Origin of the sequence: Bacteroides sp. AM44-19 (assembly GCF_003603395.1) — a bacterium.
GTDB classification, from domain to species: domain Bacteria; phylum Bacteroidota; class Bacteroidia; order Bacteroidales; family Bacteroidaceae; genus Bacteroides; species Bacteroides uniformis.
Window position 1 is genome coordinate 113,623 of record NZ_QTNB01000011.1, and the last position, 20,215, is coordinate 133,837.

Annotated in this window: 11 protein-coding genes; 1 reads left to right on the plus strand and 10 read right to left on the minus strand. The window is 44.3% G+C overall.

From position 1 onward, the window contains the following. Nucleotides 1–12: 12 nt before the first annotated feature. Nucleotides 13–3,252: a TonB-dependent receptor gene (locus DW947_RS15435; protein WP_005829787.1), complete on the minus strand. Its 3,240-nt coding sequence runs from the start codon at nt 3,250–3,252 to the stop codon at nt 13–15. A 110-nt stretch (nt 3,253–3,362) separates the two neighbouring features. Beyond that, on the minus strand, nt 3,363–4,382 hold the full coding sequence (locus DW947_RS15440) for a FecR family protein (RefSeq protein WP_008664214.1): 1,020 nt from the start codon (nt 4,380–4,382) through the stop codon (nt 3,363–3,365). A 153-nt stretch (nt 4,383–4,535) separates the two neighbouring features. Between DW947_RS15440 and DW947_RS15445 the strand changes: the two genes are divergently transcribed. Then, nucleotides 4,536–5,084: an RNA polymerase sigma-70 factor gene (locus DW947_RS15445; RefSeq protein WP_005829791.1), complete on the plus strand. Its 549-nt coding sequence runs from the start codon at nt 4,536–4,538 to the stop codon at nt 5,082–5,084. Nucleotides 5,085–5,153: 69 nt separating this feature from the next. On the opposite strand, the gene DW947_RS15450 is transcribed toward DW947_RS15445, so the two are convergent. The 8 genes from DW947_RS15450 to DW947_RS15485 form a co-directional block, all read right to left on the minus strand. Next, a complete protein-coding gene (locus DW947_RS15450; RefSeq protein WP_005829794.1) occupies nt 5,154–7,364 on the minus strand; it encodes a glycoside hydrolase family 3 N-terminal domain-containing protein in 2,211 nt (736 codons plus the stop codon). 106 nt (nt 7,365–7,470) lie between these two features. After that, complete coding sequence (locus DW947_RS15455) at nt 7,471–8,241, minus strand: hypothetical protein (RefSeq protein ID WP_005829796.1); 771 nt, start codon at nt 8,239–8,241, stop codon at nt 7,471–7,473. Nucleotides 8,242–8,252: 11 nt separating this feature from the next. Then, nucleotides 8,253–10,973, minus strand: a complete 2,721-nt coding sequence (locus DW947_RS15460) for a glycoside hydrolase family 2 (protein WP_005829798.1) — start codon at nt 10,971–10,973, stop codon at nt 8,253–8,255. Further along, on the minus strand, nt 10,970–12,766 hold the full coding sequence (locus DW947_RS15465; protein ID WP_005829800.1) for a glycoside hydrolase family 2 protein: 1,797 nt from the start codon (nt 12,764–12,766) through the stop codon (nt 10,970–10,972). Before DW947_RS15465 ends, DW947_RS15460 begins: the two co-directional genes overlap by 4 nt. A gap of 39 nt (nt 12,767–12,805) precedes the next feature. Further along, nucleotides 12,806–14,800: a glycoside hydrolase family 97 protein gene (locus DW947_RS15470; protein WP_119958552.1), complete on the minus strand. Its 1,995-nt coding sequence runs from the start codon at nt 14,798–14,800 to the stop codon at nt 12,806–12,808. Between the two features lie 14 nt (nt 14,801–14,814). After that, nucleotides 14,815–16,107, minus strand: coding sequence for an acetylxylan esterase (locus DW947_RS15475; RefSeq protein WP_008664209.1), 1,293 nt, complete (start codon nt 16,105–16,107; stop codon nt 14,815–14,817). A gap of 13 nt (nt 16,108–16,120) precedes the next feature. Continuing rightward, entirely contained in the window at nt 16,121–18,184 is a 2,064-nt protein-coding gene (locus tag DW947_RS15480) for an alpha-galactosidase (protein WP_005829807.1), read from the minus strand. Between the two features lie 47 nt (nt 18,185–18,231). Further along, on the minus strand, nt 18,232–20,112 hold the full coding sequence (locus DW947_RS15485; RefSeq protein WP_005829809.1) for an FAD-dependent oxidoreductase: 1,881 nt from the start codon (nt 20,110–20,112) through the stop codon (nt 18,232–18,234). Nucleotides 20,113–20,215: the final 103 nt, after the last annotated feature.

Sequence of the window (20,215 nt, forward strand, 5' to 3'; positions counted from 1 at the left end):
ATTTAAGTAAGTTTAGAATGATAAGTTCAGTCCAAGTACGTAGGAACGTGCAGTCGGGTAAGAGGCAAACCAACTGTTGTCATAGTTCAATACGCTGCGTATATCACAGAATGTATAAGGATTCTCCACACTGATATTGACTCCCAAACCGCTCAGTCCCAATTTCTTTACAAAATTCTTTTCAAAATTGTATCCTAAAGTGATATTCTTTATTTGGATGTATGTAAAGTCTTTGTAATAGCTGTGTCCGTCGAAGTTGTTATATGCTGGAGAAGCATATTTGGAATTGGTGTGTTCCGGTGTCCAGTAATCGGCATTATGCAGATAGTTGTATAAGTTGTAACTCCAACTTCCGATATTGGCTTCGTTCAACTCACGTGTAACTTTGAAGGTTCCATTCAGTAGGAATGACAAGTAAAAGTTCTTGTAAGTCAATGTATTGCTCATAGACATGAGGAAGCTTGGATTCTTTGAACCGATGATAACTTTGTCATTGGAGTCAATATAACCGTTTCCGTCTGCATCTTTCACTTTGGCAGAACCTGGTTTGGCACCTTTTTGGATCTCTTTTTCTGTACCGTCTGCTGCGGTATAGGTGAATTTGTCACCTTCCTGCCAGATGCCGTCGACGTCATAGTCGTAGTAAACTCGCAAGGGTTTGCCGATGAACCATTTATTGGTGATATCATCTTTTTTGTCACCACGTAGGTCTACAATCTTGTCACGGTTCAGTGAAAAGATGATTCCGGTGCTCCATTCGAAGTCCTTATTACGTATGTTGACGGTGTTCAAGGTAAATTCAACACCTTTATTGCGTGTTTTACCCACATTATCCCAAATGGTTTTATAGCCGTTCATGATAGGAACAGTACGTTTCATCAGCAAGTCTTTTGTGTTGGCGACATACATTTCAATGTTACCGTTGATACGGCCGTTGAAGAATGAATAGTCGATACCGACGTTGAATGTTTGGGTTGTTTCCCACTTTAGATTCGGATTTCCGACACCGTCGTTGGCCAGATAAGCACCGTTGACACCTGCTCCACCGTCACCCCAGATATAGTTTGTGAGGTGCAGACGGTCCAATGTCTGATAGGGGTTGATGGCTTGGTTACCGTTAGAACCATAAGATACGCGGAGCTTCAATTGGTCCAGCCAGTTTTGTGCATTTTCCATAAAACTTTCGGAAGCAATGTTCCATGCAGCAGCCACTGACGGGAAGAATGCATACTTGTTGTTTGCACCGAAGGCAGAATAACCGTCGGAACGTCCGGTCAAAGTCAGCATGTATTTCCCTGCATATGAATAGTTCAAGCGAAGCATATAAGACAACATCGAGGTTTCTGATAAACCGGATCCTACAGTCTTATTTTTCTCACCTGCATTGATGTTATGATAACTGGAATCATCGTTTACAAAACTTTCGGCACTTGACTTGGAAGTCTTTTTCTGAGTTTGTTGTACACTGAACAAACCTGTAGCGTCGAAACGGTGCTTGCCAAATTCACGATTATATTTGAGCAGATTTTCCCAAGTGTAATCCCAGTAGTGTTCATTGTTGATGCTGGCTTTTCCGCTGGCTGTTCTACCGTCTTTGGTGTCACGGCCATAGTATGTGCCGGTAAAGTCGCTACGATAGTTGTAACCAAAGGTTGTACGGGCTGAAAGACCTTTTACCGGCAACAGAATGTCAGCATAGGTGTTGATGAAGAAGTTACGTCTTGTTTGATCTTGATCGGCATTGACATTGGCCATCGGGTTAATAATCAGAGATTGGTCCATAGGTTCTTCATAATACTTGCCGTTTTCATCTTTGTAGATACCATAAGGACTTTGCTTTACAGCATGTTCAATATTCGGGGTTATACCACCGCCATCTCTTTGAATAAATTGGGTCTGTATACCGATAGTCAGCCATTTATTTAATACTTGTGTGACACTCAAATTGATATTGTAACGTTTCATGGCGGAGTTGTAGACTACACCTTCTTGATCCAGATAGGAAACTGCCCCCATATAAGTGGTGCTTTCAGTACCTCCGGAAATGCCTACTTGATGTTCCATGGTAAATGCATTGCGGAAAATATAGTCCTGCCAGTCGTTTGTAACGCCTTTCTTGTAATTTATAAGTTCGCTGGCACTCAGAATATTCTCAGGAGCCAATTGGTCACCGCTCCATCCATCTTTCAGGCGTGCAATGTCTTGTTTAAATGTGATGTATTCGTCTGGAGTCATCACATCAATGGTCTGTTGGGGTTGCGACATTCTGAACTGCCCTTTGTATGTAACTTGGGGTGCACCTTTCTTGCCTTTCTTTGATTGAATCAAGATGACACCATTGGAACCGCGTGAGCCGTAGATAGCTGCTGCGGAAGCATCTTTCAAGACACTAAGGCTTTCGATGATGTTTGGGTCAATATCACTCAAAGAACCGTTGTAAGGAATACCGTCCAATACGATGAGCGGTGCATTGTCAGCACTTAATGAGTTTTCACCACGTACACGGAGGGTTTGGTCTGCACCCGGTTTCGCATCACCAGTAGTTACGCTTAAGCCCGGGATTTGTCCTGCAAGACGGTCCATCAAGTTACTGCTATTTATCATGTTCAGCTTCTTCTGGTCTACTGATACCAGACCTCCGGTCAGGTCGGACTTACGCTGTGTACCATAGCCGATTACCACGACTTCTGCCAGTGTTTTACTGTCTTCCACTAACTTTACGGTACTGTTTCTACCAGCTTTTACAGTCTGTGTTACATAACCGATATAGGAGATTTTGAGATTACTCCCTGCCGGTGCGTTGATTGTGTATTTTCCGTCAAGATCTGTAATGACACCAGTACTGGTTCCTTCCACCATGACATTTGCTCCGATAATCGGTTCACCACTTTCGTCAATTACTGTACCAGAGATGTTCTGTGGTTGTCCGGATATTGCCTTGTTATTCTTTCCGGTATATAAAATAATGTGTGTTGCGTCGATTTCAAATTTAACATTGGTCCCTTTCAATAAGGCTGCTATTGTCTTATTAATAGTTTCATTCTTAACATTCAAGCTGACTTTCTGTTTGATGTCTATTTGCTGCGATTCATAGAAGAAAGTGTATCCACTTTGCTTTTCCACTTTTGGCATAGCCTCTGATAATGGGATATTTGTGAACTTCAGTGTGATCAGTTTCTCTTTCTTTTGTGCAGAAACCGGGGCACATAGAAGTACCAGTATAAGAATGATGAGTTGTTTTCTTATATCCATAATTGTCTTAAATTTAAAGATTAATGTAGGTGTTTACTTTTCGTTAATTATTAAATAATGTGCATTTCTCATTTGTTTGTTTGGCATAAGTTTTTAATTTTGTTACTGTTTCATTTTACTTTTTGTTTTGTGTCTGCAAACGAAATTGTCAACTCATTCTCTTCGTTAAAGGTATATTTCATAGGTTGGATGCGTGCCATGATGCGGAGTATTTCGTCCAGCGGTTCGCTACGCAACGTAAACGTATAGAAATATTTATTGGATAATGTAGGATCCACGTCTATCTTTATCCGATACCATTTAGAAAGCAGTTTGCAAATGTCTCCCAATGAACGGTTTCTGAATACGAGTTGTGTATTTGCCCACGAAGAGGCAAAATGTACATCATCTTTTTCTACCTTAAGTGTAAGGGTTTTCCGATTAAAAGTAGCTGTTTCGCCCGGTTTGAGGAAACGGTTCTCTGTCTCGGTTTCCAAAGAGACGGACCCTTCTACCAAACTCACCAATGTATTTTCCGAACCGGGGAATGCATCGACATTGAATTTGGTTCCGTGAACTACGATACGCATACCTTCTGTCTGCACAATAAAAGGTTTGTCAGCATCGTGTGCTACATCGAAGTAAGCTTCACCAGTTACATTTACGATACGCTCATCCTTATTCATTTGTGATCCGTATTGCAAAGAGGTCTCTGTATGCATCCATACTTCGCTTCCGTCAGGAAGGAGAACCTTAGACTTACCCGACAAATTAGAGTATAACTGCGGCATGGCTTCAGGCTGTCCGTTAAGGAATCCTATGTAGAATGAGCAACCGATGGCAACAGCTATACATGCAGCTACTGCGTAGCGGTATATCCGTTTCAGTTCGAAGCGTTTCTTTGCAGGTTTTTCAGTCTGCTTAGGCTCGCTGGCGTGCATACGGTTGACAAGTTCATTCCAATAATATTCGGTATTGGGCGTGTAGTTTTCTACATTTGCCTGAATTTTTTCCCATAACAGTTGCAATTCCTTGAATAACGCTTCGTTGTTACTGCTGCGTAACCAAGTCTCCAATTGCCGCTCTTCGTCTGCGGAAATTTCCTGTTTCAACTTAGGAATGATTAAATTCCAAGGAACACTTTTTTTCATGATCATGATGTTTTTATAGGCCTTCACTTATATGACACATCACTTGGGTTTAACCCTTATTCCAATTCCAATTATTTTTTTAATAAATTTCGAGGAACAAATAATATTAGTATCTTTGCCGCTCAAGAAGCCCTTATCTAATATAACTTCGATATGCCTGCAGAAGATGATATCCTATTGTTACAGTTAATCAAACAAGATGACGAGAAGGCTTTCAAGCACCTTTTCGATACTTATTTTGTTTCACTCTGCCGCTTCATGTCCCTTTATCTGAGAGACAAGCAGGAGATAGAAGAACTGGCCCTTTCCATCTTTATGAATTTGTGGGAGGGTAGGGCCGACTTGACTCTTAAAATCTCATTCAAGGCTTATCTTTTCCAGTCTGCACGCAATCGTTGCCTGAATGCTTTACGCGATGAAAAGGATACGGTTCCCATCGAGGGAGGAGAAGAATATGGATATGCTCTTGCGGCTGATACTTCGGTGGAGATGGAAGAACTGAACCGATTGATTGAAGAAGCTGTTTGTTCCCTTCCGGACAAATGTGGGCAGGTTTATCGCAAAAGTAGGGAGGAAGGGAAGACTAATCAAGAAATTGCCGGGGAAATGGGGATTTCTGTCAAGACGGTGGAGGCCCAAATAACCAAAGCCTTGAAGCATATCAAGAAATTTTTAGGAGAACAGTATACTTATTTGTTCTAAAATAGAAATTGCAGGCCATCTGTCTTTTAGAAGGATGAAAGGAGGATGGCCTGCAATATAAAAAGAAGATTAATCTATAACCGTGAATTTTACTTTCTGGTCTTTCACTATTACATAATATTCTCCATTTTCAAGGAAATGTTCACCATTGGCATTTACAAAACCAAGATCACGCATCGGGTCTATTTCAAAGCGGAATATATGTGTTTCACCTGCTTTAATTAGTTGCTTTTCGAAGTGCTTCAATTCTTTGCATGGACGGGTAATCGTGCTAAATGGGTCTGAGATAAACCAATGCACCACTTCTGCACCGTCACGTTTGCCTACATTGGTGACTGGGATTTCCATTACCAACTTTTCACCGCGTCTGATGGTTTCTTTGGGCAAGTTGATATTACCATAATTAAAGGTGGTATAACTCAAGCCGTATCCGAATTCATACAGTGGGGAAGAGGAGATGTCTTGATATTTGCCACTTTGTGGACGGGCTGTTTTGCGCTGATTGTAATAGATTGGAATCTGTCCGGTGGAACGTGGAAAAGTAATGGAAAGCTTGCCCGAAGGATTTACCCGGCCGGACAAGACACCTGCCAATGGTTTACCGCCAGGTACTCCCGGTTGCCACATTTCAACGATAGCGTCACAGAGAGGTTCCACTTTAGAGAGTCCCAAAGGACGTCCGTTAGCCAGTACCAGAACAATCGGTTTGCCTGCTTTCTTCATTTCAGCAATGAATTCCTCTTGAATGGCAGGCAGTTCTATGATGGAACGCGATGCGTTTTCGCCACTCCACTTTTTCTTTTCACCCATGCAGAGTAGAATGACATCTGCTTTCCGGGCTACAGCCAGTGCCTCACTGAATTTGGAAGTGTCGTTACCGTCGAAACCACAACCCTCGGTATAAATCAGTTCAGCCTTGCCTGCAAATTCTGCATCCAGCGCCTTTTTGATGGGGAGGACATCTTCTGCATGTCCATGTCCATACCATGACCCCAGGAGCTCGGCACTGTTTTGTACCAGAGGCCCCATGACGGCGATAGTTGGCTTGTTCCCGTTTGCCAGAGGGAGTACCTTGTTTTCATTCTTCAGTAGAACAATGGTCTCCTCTGCCAGTTTCTCTGCAATAGCCAGGCTTTGTGGAAGGAGGAAGCGCTCTTTTTCTGTAGATGTCGGGGTGTAGGGATTGTCAAAAAGTCCAAGGCGGAATTTGATACGGAGCACGCGTTTCACTGCATCGTCCACCAATTGCATGCTTATTTTACCTTCTTCCACCAGCTTTGCCATATGCTTGTCATAGCAATGCCCCATCATGTCCATTTCCAGGCCGGCGTTGAAAGCCAGACGGGCAGCTTCTTTGCGGTCGGCAGCATGGCCTTGGTCAATAAGTTGCGGTACTGCAGACCAGTCTGAAACAACAAAGCCGTCGTGTTTCCAACGGTTCTTCAGAATTTCTGTCATCGTGTAATGGTTGGCGCTTCCGGGAGTACCGCTGATGTCATTGAATGAACTCATTAAAGTAGCGGCACCGGCTTTTACGCCAGCTTCATAGGGAGGAATATAAGTGTCCCACAGAGTCTGATTGGAGATTTCCGTATAAACATAGTCACGTCCTGCTTCAGAAGCGCCGTATCCGATATAATGTTTAAGGCAGGCGGCTACTCGCTTGCTGTCGGACATGTCTTCACCTTGGTATCCTTTGATAGATGCGACACCGAATACAGCATTGGTATAAGGGTCTTCGCCATAGCCCTCTGCAACGCGTCCCCAGCGTCCGTCTCTTGCCACGTCAATCATAGGGGAAAAAGTCCAGTCTACCCCGGACATGCGTGCTTCCTGGGCGGCAACGGCACATGCTTGTTCTACCAATTGGGGATTCCAAGAACATGCTTGTCCCAAAGAGATGGGATAAATGGTACGGAACCCGTGGATGACGTCGTATCCGAAAAGGATGGGGATACCCAGACGTGATTCTTCCATTGCTTTTCTCTGAGCCTCGTTACGCAGATTGGCATCTTCATCAAAATAAATGAGGGAGCCTAATGTGGCAGGAATTTTTTTTACTTCCTCACCACGATTGTTCTCGTTGTTATTCCGCCCCAAAGTGTACTGGTTGAGTTGTTGTACCTTTTCTTCCAGTGTCATTCTGCTGACCAGGTCATTCACACGCTCCTCAATGGGAGCTTTGGCATCTTTGTAGATGGGTTGCTTTTTGTTTGCAGCCATTGCTCCGGCCAGGCAACCACTTAAAAGGAGGCAACTGATAAATGTTAGTTTCTTCATGATATATATAATTATGCTATTCTCATTAAATAAGACACGTTTTTCGGAATCTGCTCCTACACAAAGGTCGTTTTTTTAAGGAATATAAACAAGTACATGCAAGGGCTTATTTGAAAATAGGCTTATCGGTTAGTGTCATGGAAGCTTGTTCGTTATTTTTTAGTTCAAATACCACTATTTCATTATTACCTGCTATCAGAGCACCAGCAGGTATCTCCAGGGTCTTTTCTGTATTTTCTTCCCAGTAGGCACCCAAGTATTGCCCGTTTATCCAGACTTCTCCCATTCCCCAGCCAGACACGTCAAGAAAGGTCTCTTGTGCCGGATTGCTTACTGTGACACCACCTTTACGGAAGCAAGGGATGGAGGAGGTACCTTCTTTGAAAGTTATTCCGGCCACATCGCATTCCTTAATTTCCAATGGGGTCATCTTCCAGCCTTCTAAATCTGTCTTTCCCAATGTTATGCTGCCGTAGATACCTTTTGAATTGTCCAGAATTTCAGGACCATAGGTAATACGTCCGATATTTTCAGTATAGATACTAAGTTTGTGTATACCTATCGGTAGATTGGTTTTCAAGCTTTTACTGCTATCTTTTAAATATCCTTGCAGTTTGCCGTCTGCATAGACCACAGCATAATCCCGTACGTTTTCAATAGTTAGTGTGGGATTCTCCTCTTCCACATCAACGGTTGTCTCATAGAGGGCATAGCCAAAATCCATATCCAGCTCATTCATGGGCAGTAAGGCATCATCTTCTACAGTTTCTCCATAAACTTGTTCCAATGGAGCTGTTTGTGACATTTTTATCTCTTGTGCTGCTGCCGGTCCGACCGGCAGCAACAAAAGAGCCCAAAGCAAGAATAATTTCATCATATTTCCTTTATTTATTTCTTTAAGAATGATTCAATGTAGGACTCGTCAACGGTAATTTGTGGAGCGAATTTGTCACTCTTTACGTAGCGGTCAATGCTTTCCAGCAATTGCTGGGTGGCAGGACGTTCGTTGATGTTTTTCTGGGTATCTACGGCCAGTACCAGTAGACTGCCTTTCTTCACTTTTGCTTCGAAACCAATACCGAGCTTTTCATTATTGTCGTAATGGTCTATTACTTGTATGAAAGGCCGCAGTGCTGCCGGAGCATCTTTCATCTCAATAACCTTGGCATTTTCCAGAATGTCCCACCACTGCCAGTCAGTATGGTAGGAAGTTATGAAATGCTCGAATATAGGCTGGTCGTCATGAATCAGACAGCCAATGGTCATAGGAGGCCATTTGAACATTATCGGATTCCAAAAGTGATTGTGGAACACGGATTTACGACCTTTTACTTTGGAAGGTTTGGGGCAGAGTACCACTTTCTTGCCATCGGCAAGGTGTTGTTTTGCTTTTTCATCGAATACTGTGGTGTAGAGCACTTCACTAGTGGACTGCATTAAGTTGCTATGACGGGGATATACCCAGATATCCCAGCTGTTTTTTACGTGTGCAACAGAAAGATGGACCGTCAGCTTCTGTGGTTCAGTGATATTGTTCAATGCATAACTGAAACTGCCAAGTGGAAATACCCCGTTCTTTCCGACAGTTTGTGTTTTCAGTTTTCCGCTCTTAAGGGTTTTACCGTTGCTGTCGGTGATACTCCAATTGATTTTTGCGTTTTTCAATAGGGTAGGTCCATAATTGTATATTTCCGCTTTTCCTTCAAATACCTCATCATTGTAAAGTGCGCGTTTGTCGAAACGGAGCAACGCAACAGTCGGTGCACAGAACTCGCGCCACTTTTCCGGTGTGATGAGCCCTTTGGTATTCCAGAAAGGATCGAGAATGCCTACCGGTGCATATCCTTGTCCGGTAAAATCATTCAGAGACAGTAATTGGAAACCGCCTTTCAGATAAGTGCGCAACTGGGCTTCTATGACATCCTTGTACTCTATGGCGGTCAAGGCTCCAGAAGCACGGAAGAAGTCATGTGCTTGGTCGAGCATGTGGTTTTTGTCCAGCAGTTCACGGAATATCTCGAAATTACGCGCTTGTACGGGGCCGGTGAAGTTCTTTATTTCCTCGAAATTGGGATAGATGCACCGCTGTCCGGATTCATGCGAGATGATGGGCAGGCCTACTCCCAGTTCCTTGTTTTTGTCCCAGTTTGTATAAGGACGTCCTTCGTAGATAGCCATGTGTCCTTTGGTAGTCTGATGGGTAATGTAGAACTGGTCTGATTTGACACGTGTGCGGGCTGTGGAACCGCTGTATAGACGGCGGTTATCCAACTGGCGGGCTGTGGCGGTAAGCTCTTCTATGAAACTGAAATCGCCGGTAATTTCGTTTCCGTTACAGTAGAGAATGAAGGAAGGGTGATTCCCATATTCTTTCAAGATACCCCGCAGCTCGCGACGGAAGAAATTCCAGCGCTTCTCATCGGGTTGGGCATCTTTACCCCACATCGGCATTTCCACCTCCAGATAGACACCCAGCTTGTCTGCCATACGGAACGCAGCGGCAGGAGGACACCAGGAGTGGAAGCGCATATGGTTCATACCATATTCTTTTAGGATACGGAGTACACGTTCCCAAGAGGCATCGTCCACGGGAGCATAGCCGGTCTTGGGGAACACTGCGTTTTCAACGGTACCGCGCAGGTGTATGGGTTCGCCATTAAGGATGATATGGTCCTCACCAGCCTCTACTTCGCGCATACCGAAAGTTGTGCTTTTCTCATGCGCATAGGATTGGCCCTCTACACTGGAAGTCAACTTACAGTCCAACGTATAAAGATTGGGATGGAACTCATTCCACAAATGGATATCCTTACTCAAAAACATTTCTTCCTCGATATAAGTAATGGAATCGGTCACTGTTACTGGTACTTCCTTTTGTAGTCTATAGTCCTTTCCTGACACGTGGAAGGATATTTTGCCGCTGGCGGTATGTTCTGTACAGTTGCGGACAGTCATTTTGACTTTGATGCTTTTGTTCTTGATGTCCGGATAGACCTGCATGTCATCTACATAGACTGGGTCTACAGCTACCAGCTTAATTTCGCCCAATACTCCGTTCCAGTTTATTTGGGTAAATTCGGAGTGGGCATGGTCCCATTTATGGGTATCGTACTGGTAGCGGTTGTCTATACAGAAAGTTATCAGTTCTTTTTTGCCTGGATGTAGCCATTGGGTCAGTTCGTGGTTGTGGGGAATACTGATGTAGTCTATTTTACTCACTTCTTCTTTGCCTACATATACCGAACTGAGCCAGTGTGTACGTTCAAAATAGAGGAAAATGCGTTTGCCTTTCCATGCCGCAGGAATTTCTATTTCTCGCTGGTACCATGCGGGGCCCATATATTCGTAGACACGGGTCAGCCTATCCAGGTGGCGGTAAGGAGATTTGTAGCCTATTTTATAGTCATCTGTAATTCCCGGCAGAACGATGCTTTCCTGCAGGCGATGGCAGTAACGTACGTCCAGTGAACCTCTCCGGAAGTCCATGACATCTGTCTGGAATGCCCATTCACCAGACAAGTCCATTTCATTCTTTTCTTGGGCATGCCCGCTCCAGACCATAGAGGTCAGGAGGAGGGCAGCCATGTAGTGTTTTATTTTGTGCTTCATTGTTCTGTTTTCTTTTGGTTATAGTAATCACGCATGATGTACCATGCTTTTTTGCGTTGTCCCTGGTCGGAAACCAGTCCTTTACGGTTCCATTCCCCTCCCTGGTGTGGATGGAAACGGAAGGGAGAACGGAAATCCAAAAGAATCCACGGCGATGTTCCGCGCAGGTTGGGGATATGCTTAAACATTTCCAGATTGTCCTTGTAGAGTTGTGCCTGATAATCCTCACTCCAAGAACTCTTGACTTCCGCGTCGCCATGTTTGCCATAGAGCGCTTCGCCTCCGAACTCGGAAATGAAAAGAGGTTTGCCGGGAGCTACATTCCAGACAGCCTGGTCCGGAGCCAGTGGCCAGTCATGATACCATCCCATATATTTGTTGATGGCTACCATGTCCAGGATGTTGATAATGGAGTCATTCATCTCAAAGTCCCGGCTTTCGCGGTTGAAGCGTACCAAATCGAAGGCGGCCGTAATCAGACGGGTTGAGTCGATGTCCAGGCAACATTGTTTCATGTGTTTCAGAAATTCATTGCGCGGGGCGGAAGTGGCTGTTTCATTGGCAATCCCCCAAAAGGCAACGGAACAACGGTTTTTGTCGCGCATCACCATCTCTTTAATCATTCTGCCTGCTTTCTCACGGGTAGCGGTATTTTTGAAGTCAATCCCTTGCCAGATAGGTATCTCTTCCCATAAAAGAAATCCCATTCTTTCTGCTAGGCGGACAGTATATTCATTTTGTGGATAATGTGCCAGACGAATCATGTTGGCACCCAGCTCTTTGGCTTCGGACAACAGCATTGTTGCGTCCGCTTCAGAGAAGGCACGCCCGCGGCGTTGCGGAATTTCCTCGTGGAAGCTGATACTGCGCAGGAAGATGGGCTGGTCGTTCAGATAGATATCTTCACCTTTTACATAAAGGTTACGGAAACCAATTTGCTCGTTGAGCCGGTCACTTTCCGAAGTGATGGTTACATCATACAGCTTTGGAGCATCCGGTGACCAACGTTGCAGTTTTTTGGTTTTGATAGTGGCCTGGGCAATTCCGTTGGCATCGGTAGTCATGTTCTGTCTGATGCCCAATTCGGGGATGGCGACTTGTACGTTGATGCCAGGCTTTGCTTCGGATAAGGTTACTTTGGCACGAATCAGGTTGGATTGTACCTTGTCCAACTGGATGAAATGGTCTTTGATGTAGCTTTGTGGAACGCTTACCAACATTACATCGCGTGTGATGCCGCCGTAATTCCACCAGTCAAAGGACATGGCAGGGATGGCATCCGTGGTGCGGGTATTGTTGACTTTCACCACCAGGAAGTTGTCCTTTTGCTTTACCTTATCTGTGATTTCCACCTGGAAGGGAGTGAATCCGCCTTCATGACTGGCTATTTTCTCCCCGTTCAGATATATTTTGCTACGGTAACTTACCGCACCGAAATAGAGAAACAAACGTTTGCCGTCAGTCTTTGGGGTATCGAAAGAGCGTCCGTACCATACTGTTCCTTCATAAAATTTCAACTCGGGCATTTGTGAATTGAAATCGGCAGGTACATTCAGGACCAAACCTCCGTCGAAAGAGTATTCATAAAATTGCTTGTTGTCTTGAGGTTTTCTGTTTTTGTACACCTGCATCCTTTCTCCTTGGTCATAAAGGTCTACAATGGCTCCCCACTTCCCATTCAGTAGCTGGTAATCGCGTCCGTAAACATTGGACAATAAGTCTTGTGCTTGTGACTTGCCTCCCAGTACAGACACTGCGAGCAAACAAGTAATCATTAATCTTTTAATTTTCATAAATCGTATGTATCAGTTAACGTTTAAAAAGCCTATGAATTATTCTTTGTATATTTTCAATGCGCATCCGCCTCCTTGTGCCATTTTGACGGTCAGTTTACGGGATGCAGGAATGTCTGTGACGGTCTTTTGGTAGTCGGAAGCCAGGCGGTTGGCATTCACTCCGTCATGAAACATTTCCGCTTTCCATCTGCCTGCACCGAGGAAAGAAAGGTCCAGTGTCAGAGTACGTGCATCCCAATTGGTTAGGGAGCCGACATACCAGACATCTCCTTTCCTGCGCGCCATTGTAATGTATTTTCCAATTTCTCCGTTCATGGCTATTGTTTGTTCCCAAACGGTAGGGATGGTAGCGATGAATTCCGTGCATTCTTCTTCACGGTCGTAATTGGTGGGACTGTCGCACAACATGTTCAATGGTGATTCAAATACTACATATTCAGCTAATTGGCGGCAACGGGTTCCCTGGCTCATTGGGGTATCCATTGAGGAGTGGTAACACCGTTTGTTGGCATTGTGCGTGGCGCCTTGTGTATAGTCCACCGGTCCGGCCAGCATACGGATAAATGGCATGGTGACATCGTAGGTTACCTGGTCGGTATGGATGTCACTCCACTTCATCTGTTCCAGCCCGTGAACGGCTTCATAGTTGATGACATTGGGATAAGTGCGGTTCAGCCCGGTAGGTTTGTACGTGCCGTGAAAGTCTACCATCAACTTATATTTAGCGGCAATTTCGGCAGCCCGGTAGTGGAAGTCTACCATTTCCTGGTCATCCCTATCCATAAAGTCAATCTTGAATCCTTTGATGCCCATTTCGGAATAGTGCTTGCATACATGTTCCATGTCGCGGGCAAAGGCATGGTAACCTGCCCAAAGGATGAGTCCTACATTCTTTTGCCTGGCATAGGCCGTGAGCTTTTTTAAATCAATTTCCGGTACAATTTGGAAAAGGTCAGCCTTGAGGTTGACAGCCCAGCCTTCATCCAGAATCACATACTCGATGCCATGCCGGGAGGCGAAGTCGATATAGTGCATGTATGTTTCATTGTTTATTCCAGCTTCGAAATCCACGCCTTTGATTCCCCAATGGTTCCACCATTCCCAGGCCACTTTGCCCGGACGTATCCATGAGATGTCTTTCATGCGTGATGGAGCAGCCAGCTTATAAACCATATCGTTATCTGCCAGCTCCTTGTCATTTCTTGCCACAACAATGATGCGCCAGGGTAGTTTGGCTTTCGGCTGGCAGGAAGCAATGTAGTTTTCACGCTCTGTGACTAATATTTGCAGTTGGTTATGCCCGCCTTGTTTTTTTGTTTTGGGGACGGCGGCAAAAGCGGAAGTGAGTGCTGTTCCCCCGTTTCTGTTGATGAGGAACATGCCCGGATAGCTCTCCACGTCGGATTCGGCAATACAAAGTTTACGGCCGTTTTCCTGCTCTATTACTACGGGGGTAAACATCAGTCTTTGGGGGTTCAGTCCGGATAGCTCTATATGTGTATAGGTGTTTTCAAAAGAGTTGGAGAACTGGGCTTCTATCGGTTGTTTATCGCCATCTTTTACATAAGGAACAATCGATTTGTAGTCCTTGTTGAAGTTGAAGGCGGCTTCTTCGTTTGTAACTTTGAACGGTCTGTTTCCGGTCGCTGCGAACCGGTATGCCATTCCTTCATTGTACATTCTGAAAATGAGGTTGAAATGTTCCCGGAAACTTAACGTCATTTCATTATAGACATCCTTTACTTCACTGCGTTTGTAGAAAGGAGAGGGAATCACCTCATTTGCCTGGCGATGACTGACTCTCTTAAGATGGGAGCCGTTACCCCAGACTGTCCTATTATCCAGATGTACTGATAAGGGAGAGGGGGCTACCAATGTATGCCCTTCTTCCGTCAGCTCGTAAGTGATCCGGTCACCTATATATAAGGTAACCTCCAACTTGCCGTCCGGTGAGTTCAGACGATATTCCTTTTGTCCGAACATGTTCGGGATGATGAAAAGCAGTGTTGTAATAAAAAAAAGTATTCTCATGATTCTTATAGTTTTTATTTTTTTTGTTGAAAGAAATCAGCGACCCATTTCCATGCGGCTGCCCATTGTTCTGGGTAGGCATAATGAGCCGTTTCTTCGGATACTAATATTTGTTTGGGTGCTTGAATTACATTGTAGGCAGAATAGGTAGTAGTGGGTGGACAGACCATATCATTATATCCGAATGAGTAGAATCCGGGAACTTTTATTTGGCGTGCAAAATTAACTGCGTCATAATAACGTGCTGTATTTGCCTTTTCTGCAGTCTGATTTTCTTGCTTGTTAAACATGTGTGGCCATCCTCCGGCACGGTTATGTATATAGCCGACCATGTCACAAAGAGCAGGGTAAAAGGCTACCAGTCCTTTGACACGTGAATCAAGTCCAGCTGTCACGATGGACAATCCTCCTCCTTGGCTACTGCCGAATGTTATCAAATTGCTCCCATCGAATTGTGGTAGGGAATAAATAAAGTCAATGGCACGTACACAGCCTAGATATACACGTTTATAATAGTATTTATCCCGATTATCCAGATTGAACGTGTGGTACCCTTTTAATGCTCCCATATAGAGATTGGTATATACCGGTCCTGACATGTTGACCGGAATACCGTGTATTCCTATTTCGAAAACAATCCAGCCATTGGCAGCATGTTCCACATCTCCGGCATAAGAACGTATTCCTGCACCTGGTAGCTTTAAAACTGCGGGATATCGACCTTTTGCTTTAGGCATAGCCAGCATGCCGTATAAGCGTGTATGGGATTCATAATTCTGTATATTCACATGGAATACATTCACTTTCTCTGTACAACGTTCGGGTACAAGGGTCATTTGTACATCCATTGGTGTCTTTTGAGCCTGGAGTTTTGCTGTTTCCCAGAAATTTAGAAAGTCTTCGGGCAATGATGTGATAGGTTTTAATTTTTCTGGATTGATTCCAACGGTTACTATCCCTTGGTATTCACGTCCTCCATATTTAACAAAGGCTTGGCAACGGAGAAAGCCAGGTTTTTCCATTGTTTTGGCTTCCACCGTGGCTGTCCCTTTTTCAGCTTGCAATATGCCTTCTTTGTGAGGCTTCATCATATCTTCTGAAATCTGGTACCGAATTTCTGTGTCAGGAATTGGTACGTTGTTTTTCAGTACCGTAATGCTGAATTTTATTTTTTCGCCTGGCTTATATAGCCAGTCTGTATGATTGGGAGTGATCTGTATCCGAATCAGCCGTTCGGCAGGTTGTCCGAAGGCTCGGTAAAACAGCATCAAGAAGGCGATTAAGAGTATACTCCTTGTGATTTTCATGTCAGTCTTTATTTTAGCGTTTGTTTTTAATTTCATACTTGTAGACAACATAGTCATTGATTGATGGCAGAGAGATTTCCAGCCTTCCTTTCTTTCCGGTTACTGCTGTCATCGCTTTGCCGTGTCCCATCAATGGGATACATCTTACTGTGACACCTTCTGGCAGCCAGGTTTCGACTTCTGTAGTCCCTTCTGGATGATTTTCACGGTACACAATCAAGTATCCTCTATCTTTCTTTAGAGACTGGAAGCCGGTCCAAGAGCGTCCCGATGGTTCATCTCCTATGGGTAGGATAGTGCCGGAATGCATGTCATGCTGAAATTTCTTGTAGGCTTCTGTATGTTCTCGTAATGTAAATGCTTCCTCGGGTAGATTGGTACCTTCCATCCAGGCAAGCGGCTGTCCTGCTAAAGTCGTAGCAAACAGATATTCAAATGAATAGTTTTCTGGAGCGAAGACTTCTCCTTTATATTTATCCGTATTTCTCCATTTGTTCAAGAACTCTATTTGCAGCTTTTCTGCCGGAACATATTTGGAAAGCATCCAGAGGTTACGCAAAGTCCAGTAAGGATAGTAGTTCTGCCAGTCGGTATAACGGTTTTCCAGAAAGATATTTCCATATTCATTGAACATGTGGTAGCCTCCGCGGCGGCTGGCTGTCGCATCAAGGTTGAAAATCACTGCCTCGTCCGTCTCTTCCAGCACTTTGTTGAATAAGCGGTGCAGGTTTGTTTCGGCTTCTTTACTGGGAATGGTGAGCCCGTCTATCTTGAATATTTTGATGCCGTATTCGCGATAGAGGCTGATGAGTGCTTGCGCATCTTTCTGCCAATCGGCAAAATCATTTTGTATGCTGGGATTGAACCAAAGACCGATTTCAATACCTAATTCCTTGCCACGCTTTACGATGGGATGCAAACCACGTGGATACTTTTGCGGATCGGGTTTCCAGTAGTCTTTATTGTCCCAAATGTTCTTGAATGAACCGCGGGCTACAGCTGAATTAGGACTTTTACCTATTTGCCAGCCATCATCAATCTGGAAATGGGTGATTCCCAGACGGGCGGCGCGTTCCAGTTCTTTCAAACAGAAGGATTCGTTTACTTTTGAGTCCTGGCTACGGTCTCCCCAGGTGTTCATCATAATCATCTCGTCGCGGTCGGCCCGGTAAGTACGTATATTCTTCTGATATGAACGAAGCGCTTGTAGGCGGCTCAGTTCATCTTCTCCGTATATTCCCAATACACATCCGTATGTTTTGGTCCAACGGTCGGGAGTCACGTCTTTCTCGGTAATGCCCAGACCGGTTACTGTAAACTTTCCGAAATCAGTCAGAAAATCCTTTCCTTGATAGGCTAATTGTACCGAAGAGCAGGGAGCCTCTTTTAAAAAGAAGATGCCACAGTTGTCCTCGCCATTAAAGGCAAACAGCAGATTGCCGCGATATCCCAGTTTGCGGTAGGAAATAATCTCTTTCTCGAAAACCAGGTTGTTGTGCCAGTCGGTCACATCGGAAAATTCCACGCTGCGAGCGTGCCAATGTTGTCCTTGGAAATGGAACTGGTCTAGTACAGCGGTTACTTCTTTAGATTTCATGTCTTCGGCGAATTCAATATTCTTCCGGTCGGCTGCACTAACTTCTCTGCCTCCGAAAATACTGTTTACTGTTCCTCTTAAATAGGTGTCGCAGGCTATGGCTGGACAATCATCATAAATACGATATACCCGTTTTATATCTAGCTTCTCCAGGCTGAAAGAAACTTCTACTTTCAGATAAGCGGGAAATATTTTAGTCTCTTTTACGGGAACTACTTTGAGTGAACCGTTTGATGGTTGCGGCAAATCTTTCGTTACTCTGAAATCTGGAGTAAGGCTGTGGTTCTTCCATGATTTTCCATTACTCTTGTCGGTCAGGCGGTAAGTTATGATATTTCCCCCGTTCCACAAAAAGGTACGTTCGACCAAATTGTTCCCGATGGTTAAAGTGTCATTTCTCAGAAAGCCGTAGCAGGTATCTTGTGCGTGTAACGAATATCCTCCGAAAAGGACAAATAATAATGTTAGAATATTTTTCATGATATGCGTGTTTTATTAATACTTAAATTGTAGTATCAACGTGTTTCTTACTTCTTGTTTTTTTCAATGGCAAATATACGAGGCTTTTTTAATAATTTTTGTTCATTGAACTTCTGATTATCGGGAATCCCTTCTTTTTTTCCTACTCCCTCTTTCATCAGTGCTTTCAATTCCGGTAGGTGTTTCTGATATACTCCTCTCGGAGTGGTGTTGTACTTTTTACATAAGGAAGCTGCCATCCCGACAACTTCGCCCATCATTCCGGTGGTACGCATTACGCGGACAGTGCCCAGTGCCACATGGGTAACACTGATATTGCGGCCCGCCATAAAAAGATTCTCGATATTTCTGGAATATAGGCAGCGATAGGGCACTGCATAAGGATATATATGGATGTGTTTGGTTGCTGCTTTGAAAGGCGCATCAGGAAAGTGTGATGCATTGAGCGAATCCGGGAAATGCAGGTCGATGCTCCAGGTTGTGACGAAGGAGGCATCTTCGTGATAGACATTTTTATCTATATCATCTTGCTTTAGAATATAATCGCCCAACAATCGGCGTGACTCGCGTTTTCCGGCAATATAGGCTACCCAGTCCAATGCGCGGTTCTTATATTTCTTGTTGTCCTTTAATTCATTTTTCAGAAAACTCCAATTAGAATAGATGACCATTAAGCCATAATCACGTATACGTTCGAAGTCGTCGATTTGATTGAAGTTCATGCCGGTTTCCCATTTCCATTCACCCATCGTCACTTTTTCGCAATTTTTTTCATTGAATTGCAGACCGTACGAGAAAATAGGGAAACGGGTAGGTTTACCTTTGTCTGCAGAGTACCATTGTACGGATGAACCCATTGTCATTTTGTCCGGTTGAATCGGTGCCAGCTCTTCTCCGTATTCGGCACGGGATTCGCGTCCCATGTTGTAGTCTGCACCGGCCAGATACCCGATGGTGCCGTCTCCGGTACAGTCGGAGAACAATGGTGCTTTCAGTTCCACTTCTTTTCCATTCTCTATATGCTTGATGATGACAGATTCTATTCTGTTGCCATCGGTCTTTACAGATATGGCACGGTAGTTGGCATAAAGGGTGATATTCTTTTCATTGGCGATAAAAAGCTCCTTCTTTTCATCTTCATAGTTTGCGGCAGGTTTGGCATTTCCTTCTTTAGAATGTCCGAATTCTCTTATCATACGTCCCAGTCCGGAATTGGGGCCTACTCCGATATTGCCCCCTAAGTGAACCCTGACTTCAGAGCTATTATTGCCGCCAAGTACTGGGCGGTCGTTGATTAATGCCACTTTGCATCCCAATCTGGAAGCGGTTGCGGCTGCACACATACCGGCTATACCGCCACCAGTTACAATCACATCATAGGAGTATTGCTCCGGTTCGGCTGGAATATCCAGCATCTTTTTACGGAAATCTGTCAGTTGTACAGTTTCGTTAGGAGGTAGTTGCTCTTTTTCTGTTGTAAAATAAATAGCATCGCAACGGCCATTGAAACCGGTCAAGTCTTTTAATGTTAGATTACTATTCCCAGCCTTTACTGAAATTTTTCCGGCGGGTTGCCACATCCATTGGTTGCCTTCATCCCCTAAAACTATAGGCAGCTTTTTATTACCGATTTTTAGAGTGAACTTTCCTGGTCCTTTGCCATCATGCCAAGGAGAAGTCCAGTTATAGGTACGTACATATACATAATATGTACCGCTCTCGGGAAAAGATATGGTAGTGGAAGCATCCTCAACCGGGACCCCCATTCCATGAGCCATTAGATAGGGTGACCCCATAAGGTCCATGAATTGCTGGTCTACTACCCATCCTCCTTTTTGGTCAAAGCTTTCTGCTTCTATCAATAGATTGGAGGCTGTGATAAGCTGGCTACAGAACAGTAGACTTAAAATCAATATAATTCTTCTCATAAATATGCGGTTCTTTATTTTGTTGTGGAAACGGTATAAAAGGGCTGCCCTGGATTTCTAATTTGCAGGGGCAGTCCTTTCATTACAGTTTGTTTATCCTTTT